The sequence below is a fragment of the Brevibacillus gelatini genome (assembly GCF_003710935.1).
GTDB classification, from domain to species: Bacteria; Bacillota; Bacilli; order Brevibacillales; family Brevibacillaceae; genus Brevibacillus; species Brevibacillus gelatini.
This window is the reverse complement of record NZ_RHHS01000013.1, coordinates 129,933-136,134: the sequence shown is the minus strand read 5'-3', so window position 1 is coordinate 136,134 and position 6,202 is coordinate 129,933. Positions and strand designations below refer to the sequence as shown.

The following is a 6,202-nucleotide window of genomic DNA, read 5'->3' as shown; positions in this document are numbered from 1 at the left end:
GGGACTTATTGGACAGCCCCATTTTATTAATCATTATAAATAATCAAATCAGCAAGTGTATCTACACCGTTTACTTTTTGTGGGAAAATATCAAAAACCATTGAGATACTGGTTGGATCTCCAGTAGGGGAGAGATTAAGAGTGAAGTTTGGCTGAAGTCGTGCTTTGTAATAAATAAGTTGAGCCGACACTAACTCACCAGCAACTTCATCAGCAAATTGTGTATTGCCAATAATTTTCACATACCTAGGGAAATCTTTAGCAGTAAAGCTAAGCTTATGTGCTTCTGTAGCAGTTGTGCATTGGTAAAATACTTCAACTTCATCTCCCACATTTACATTTGTTCCAGACAATTCTACATCTTTAGTATTAATTGTAGTTGCTGTAACCTCTTCTGTAGCAACGCCATTCTCAAATTTTAGAACAGTAAGGCTTGTTAAGTTTAAAGGTGTCTTTTCTAGTGTAATAGTTTTTGTACCAGAAACATCTTTTACTGTTAGGACTTCACGTTTAAAAATATTTTGAGTTGCTGACTCAATATCACGCCCAGCAATCATAGCTAGATGTTTCATAGAGAAGATTTGAGTTTCAAATGTCAAAGTTGACTGTTTATTACCAAAGAAACTAATACGCCGAGGAGCGCCTGAACCACCAGTAGCATAAGTTACATCGGCAGTCCATTCATTTGTTGCAGCATTTGCATAATCCATGTACATAAAGGGTTTATTAGTTGCATAGTCAATGAAAGCCGCATCTAATATTTCACGCAATCCGTAACGTCCTAAATCCATTTATAATCCTCCTTAAAATAAAAAAACACAGCATATTGCTGTGTAATTAACTAAAGTTTGGTTTTTACAAGCCAATCTTGCAATTTAAAATCTTCCTTTAGATGTCCATTTGCCCATACTTTCAGCATTCTACGATGTGATTCTTTTACAGAAAGTCGTTCAAAATGTTCATAAACTTGGTAAATAGTTAGCTTTCCAATATTGAATATATTGATCCCATTTCCTTCTGCATTACAAAGGATAGAACACATATCTTTGAGTGATAAAGTATCGTCTGTATTATATTTTTTTCTCAACTCTTGCAGGCGATAGTAATCTCTTTCTGCTCTTGCATTTCTAAACTTTAACTTGGTTTTTTCTGATAATCCATTTAATTCTCTAATTTTATTTGAAATTTCGTTATACGTTGCTACACTAACAAAAATATTATCCCTTATATAAAAAGCAAAATCTCGAAAAACAACTTTACTTTGAGTAAAAAAGGAAAGTGCATTTTCAATTTCAGGGAGAAGAGGAGTTGAAATTAAAAATTCATAATCATCAAATTTATTAATTTCCGACAATTCTTCTGGACTTAGCTTGAACAAACTGGTGACTATATCGTATTTATTAAAGGTTGCAAGGGACAGATAAAGGTTATAGACTCCTTCGCCAATTTCGGCAATCGCGTCAATTGTAGGGGAGTATATTTTAATACCTGAAGGAAGGACATGTGGCAAACCAATAAATTGTCTTAAACGATCCACTCAAATCACTTCCATCATCAATTAAACTCATAAAGCTTGTAAGCAATGTAATAACCTAAATACTGTTCATTTAAATAAACCTCATCCATATCAATAAACTCAACTTTCCCCATACCAATACCCTTACTGCTATTCATAATTGTATCAATTTCACTAATAATGAAATCTGTTCTTAAAACTCCATAGTCAGTCTGAATTAAATCCATATTCGTAAAAGCATAGACATAAATAAGTCCTGATTTGAATACATTATGAACAGGCTTATACCTACCGAAAGATAATGCAATAAAACTCCCAATTGTATCTTTTTGGCTTGGAACTTTGCGATACGGAAAAATGTTTTTATAAATCAACTCACTAGGATCGCTAAGTTCAGGCTGTTCTAAAAAATTATTATTTGGATATTTTAGAGCTTTGCATAAATTTTGAGAGCTAATAATTCTTTCCATAATTGTGATTTTGTCTTTACTCAAATCTCTTAATCGTGACAAAAAATCACCACCAATTAAGTAACGATAAAGTTATGTACTAGTTCATAGCGAATAAATCCATCAGAATTGAAATCACGACTCATATCTAAAGTACTGATAATTTGAGTGGCTTGTTCTAATGTTACAGGGGTGGTTCTGTGAATTTCTTCGCCTGTGCTGTCTCTTGCAATCAAAGAGTAATTCGCTCCATCTAGTTTAAGATTACCTAGTTCATAAACGACCTCAACATTCTTAAGCGCCACCAAAGCTTCTGCCTTACTTGCATGAAGAGATTTGTCAAATGTTAGTTTAATTTTATTGTCTGTCCCAACTGAGAAAGCATAATCTGTACTTGGGTTTGCAAGAGCAACATCCAGATCAGCTTCCACAATTTCATTAGCTACAATACCATTAAATTGAATATGTCCATCAATTCCACTACTGTTTTGTTTAGAGTAGGGGAGAGGACTAAAAACCAAATAATTATTATTAACTCCACTAGTAACAAAGCTTTCAACAGATAGCTCAGAAAGACGAATGATAGCTTGTCCCATATAGTCAATCCTTTCTAAATTAGTGACCTAATTTTTATTCTCATTTCATTTTTAATCAATCCATTTTGATTCATAACTTTTAGGCGAATATATCCAATCGTGGAGTTTGCTTTTACAGTGCATGAAGTATCATTTGAGGAAGTAATGCTTGCAAGATTTGTAGCTGAAAGACCGTCATCTGCCACAAGAGAGAAGATTGCTTTGTCGGGAATAGAAATTCCATTATTATAAAATTTCACATTATAAGTTGCACTTTGATTAATTTTAATTTCTGTAGCACCAATAAACTCAGCAGTATAATTATTTACTAACGATGGAGTAACATTGACATGTATAGTTGACGAAACATTTTTATACAATACAGTAATATTAGCAAAACCAACTTGAGCGGGTATAACCAGTCCATTTTTATCGACAGTCAATACATTTTCGTCAGAAGAGACAAAGGTTAAAATTGGATTATCAATATGACTCCCGTTATTCCTTACCGCAACATTTAATTGTAATGTGTCTTTGTCCGAAATGGACACAGATGTACCATTTAGAATGCTGACTGTGTACTGAGCAACATTTCCGTAGTAATCTGCAATTTGCAATTCCCTATTGTCTTTTGCATCATTAAATTGAGTTTCTTCAAGTGTAAGTTCAATGAGTCCATCTTTCAGGCCATTCCAAGCGATAACTTCCCAAGCACGTCCATCAAAAATAAACCTTTGTTCATTTTTTATTTGCTTGGTATCATCATTTGCCTGAATAAAGATTACTCGTCTCTCTTTGGACAAAATCATAATTTTGTCTTCTTGTAAGCCAAGACCGTAAGAAGATTTCAGGGTAAAAGGGGTCGTCCTTACAATACCTTCTAAATCAATCCATTTTAAGAATCCATCTGCCTCTTGCATGATACTCATGTCATAATTATCGCGTGTAGGAGCTGTGTTTAAAAACAAATAAGATTTACGACATAGTGCCGCGTCAATGTATTCAACTATATCGCCAGTCTTAAAACCGTCAACTCGTCTTGTCCAAACCACACGATAATTTTTCATTTGATAACTAGTCAAATTTGTTTTTGATGGTAATTTACCAAAATCAATTACACACTTATACTCAATTCCATCTTTAGTAATTACATTTGCTCGATTTGAGTTGATTATTATATCGATAGAAGAGAGGGCAGAAGAATTTTGTTGAGAATAAATATCTGCTAACCGCTGTATTGCTCCGTTTTGATATTCGCCATTTTCCACGAATCGTCTGTATCGGTTAATATCTGAGATATTCATATATTGATTTCTCCGTTATAAATACTCTTGTATTTCCATGTGTGCCGATCTCTTGCAAGGTAATTTTGAATGGAATTTACAACAGATGCTTCTAGTGATTCAATCATACGCAAAACAGTTTTTCTTTCATTAGCAGGGGAGAAGACATTAAGTTCATCACTTCTAAAAGTAATACTAAATGACTTGATTTTATTTCGTTCCTCTTCTACATAAGAAAAGTACATTATGTCGGCCAATAGAGTTATTTCTTGATTAACCAGCTCGACATTAAATTGTTGCAATGAATCATCTCTATCAAGGAAATCAACATCTGGAACACCATACCGATAAATGAAATCAACTGCCCTATCTAACAAAGAATTTAAATGTTCGTTTACAAGTAACTCAATATCTGATTCAGATAAGCCACTATAGTTAAAAAAATCGGTATCATTTTTGATTTTTTTTATAAATTTATCAAAGATCAAACCATAAGAGGTTGCCAAATTATTCACCTACTTTTATTAGGTGCTTTGTTTGATTTTTTCTCATCCTTCGTTTCATTTTTAGTCTCTTTTGATTCTAAAAGAGTATCTGGCTTAGTTTTTGGAACGCTAATCAAAGTTTCAACTTTGTCAAGCAATTGATGGATGGCTGTTTGAGACTTCACAATAATCTCATCTTTTTCCTCGTTTTGCTTTTTAAGCATCTCAACTTGTTTAACAAGGTCTTTTACTGTTTCTTGTAGTTTAGTTTCTTCTTGACGCTTTTTATCTTCCTCAAGCATACGATTAATTACACTATTTTGAATTCGTTTGCCGCCATTTTTAAGTTCATTTAATCGTTCAGTTACTGCTTCAACTGTATTATGAGGTGGATTTTTACCGGATCTCTCAAGCACAAACAACATTGACTTCATGCGTGTAATTAAAGTCATTGAATTGATCTTGCTAATTCGTTTAAGATTATCAAGAGAATCATCCATAAGAACTTGGGCTAATTCTTTATCATCCATAATGTTTTCACGATCTTCAATTCCAAGCAATTCATAAATCTCATTTTCTTCATCTGGATGAAAACGTAGACGACCCACTTTAAATAAGTCTGATTTAGAATTCTCCGCCTCAATATCATCAAACGCTACTCGTTCAACTACATACTCTTCATCTTCACTGCGCCCACGCAAGAAAACGCCTTGCTGATTATGTTGACTTGGAAACCCAACTGGTGAGGTACTATAGTTATAAACGCGAATTTTACCATTAATTTTATCTAAAGGCATGTTTAGATTCCTCCCAAATCTATTATCTTAAATATTATTTTAAATAAAGGCGTTGAACCAGATGGAACAACGCCTTGCTAATTTTATGATTAGGCAAATACAACGCGAGCGATTTTATCCAGATAATAAATGGCATACTCAAAGTCATAGCCAGTGAATTTTAGCTCAACTTTTTCAGCGTTATTATCATAAGTTTCATAGAAACGCATTTCGCCACGCATTTGAGCGTCACCAATTACACCCGCAATACCAAAGATACGTTTATCAGGGAGAAGAGTCATACCTTTGGCAGTTTTCTTCGCAGTTGGCACAGAAGTTAATTTTACGCCATCATACATAGCAACACGACCAAGACGATTTAGTTCATTTTTCATTTCGTTACTTAGGTAAGTTTCATATCCTGTCATGTAAGCGACTTGATCGACATATTTAGAAAGTCCAACCATGAACGGATTGCCTTCAGACATGTCGCGTAGATAACGCGCAAATACTTGAGCGTTAGATGGAGTGAGAGCTGAACCTGTATTAATATTTTGATCGCCAGATACTGCGTCTAGAGCTGAATCAATTCCAGCAAACAGGATATAGAACATTTCTTGTTCAAAAGCTTCACGAGTCAATTCAGTCATTTTTGCAATTGACTTCCAACCATTGCGTCGAAGATCAGAATAGTTCAACTCTGTTTCTACTTGGAGTTTGTGTTGAACAGGTTTGAAAATAGTTGGATCTACATAACTCTTAGGAACGTTGCCGCCGCGATGTGTTTCATGTGCTTGAAGCGTATTTTTTGGCAGACCAGTATATACTGCTTCATCAAACTCTCCAATACTACCCATATTAAAAACATCAGACAAGATGCTTGAATCTGGCTGGAACACAAGAGGTTCAACAGTACGTTTAATCAACTCAGAAACCATATATGTATTTTCGTGCGAACGACCAGAGTTTCCAACTTCTTTGGCAAATGCATCAAGCACTTCAATCATTTCTTTGTCGCTTGCGTCTAACTGATTCATCTTTGCACGCTCAGAAACTTCAATAATATTTTTCTCCTGCATAGCAGAAGCAATTTCTGTAGTAAATAGTTTAGACATAAT

At 34.3% G+C, this 6,202-nt stretch carries 8 protein-coding genes; all 8 read right to left on the bottom strand.

The window, feature by feature from the left end:
- Positions 1 to 26: 26 nt before the first annotated feature.
- The 8 genes from EDM57_RS05190 to EDM57_RS05155 all read right to left on the bottom strand — a co-directional run bounded on the left by EDM57_RS05190 (position 27) and on the right by EDM57_RS05155 (position 6,199).
- On the bottom strand, positions 27 to 791 hold the full coding sequence (locus EDM57_RS05190) for a hypothetical protein (protein WP_122903707.1): 765 nt from the start codon (positions 789 to 791) through the stop codon (positions 27 to 29).
- 50 nt (positions 792 to 841) lie between these two features.
- Complete coding sequence (locus EDM57_RS05185) at positions 842 to 1,537, bottom strand: hypothetical protein (RefSeq protein ID WP_122903706.1); 696 nt, start codon at positions 1,535 to 1,537, stop codon at positions 842 to 844.
- Positions 1,538 to 1,554: 17 nt separating this feature from the next.
- Positions 1,555 to 2,028 (bottom strand): hypothetical protein, encoded by a 474-nt coding sequence (locus tag EDM57_RS05180; RefSeq protein WP_122903705.1) that lies wholly within the window; start codon positions 2,026 to 2,028, stop codon positions 1,555 to 1,557.
- A gap of 14 nt (positions 2,029 to 2,042) precedes the next feature.
- On the bottom strand, positions 2,043 to 2,561 hold the full coding sequence (locus EDM57_RS05175) for a hypothetical protein (protein ID WP_122903704.1): 519 nt from the start codon (positions 2,559 to 2,561) through the stop codon (positions 2,043 to 2,045).
- A 14-nt stretch (positions 2,562 to 2,575) separates the two neighbouring features.
- Positions 2,576 to 3,844 carry an Ig-like domain-containing protein gene (locus EDM57_RS05170; protein ID WP_122903703.1) on the bottom strand — a complete coding sequence of 423 codons (1,269 nt, stop codon included), beginning with the start codon at positions 3,842 to 3,844 and terminating at the stop codon, positions 2,576 to 2,578.
- Entirely contained in the window at positions 3,841 to 4,329 is a 489-nt protein-coding gene (locus EDM57_RS05165) for a hypothetical protein (RefSeq protein WP_148039094.1), read from the bottom strand. Before EDM57_RS05165 ends, EDM57_RS05170 begins: the two co-directional genes overlap by 4 nt.
- Before the next feature lie 5 nt (positions 4,330 to 4,334).
- Positions 4,335 to 5,105, bottom strand: a complete 771-nt coding sequence (locus EDM57_RS05160; protein ID WP_122903701.1) for a hypothetical protein — start codon at positions 5,103 to 5,105, stop codon at positions 4,335 to 4,337.
- A gap of 89 nt (positions 5,106 to 5,194) precedes the next feature.
- A complete protein-coding gene (locus EDM57_RS05155) occupies positions 5,195 to 6,199 on the bottom strand; it encodes a hypothetical protein (RefSeq protein WP_122903700.1) in 1,005 nt (334 codons plus the stop codon).
- Positions 6,200 to 6,202: the final 3 nt, after the last annotated feature.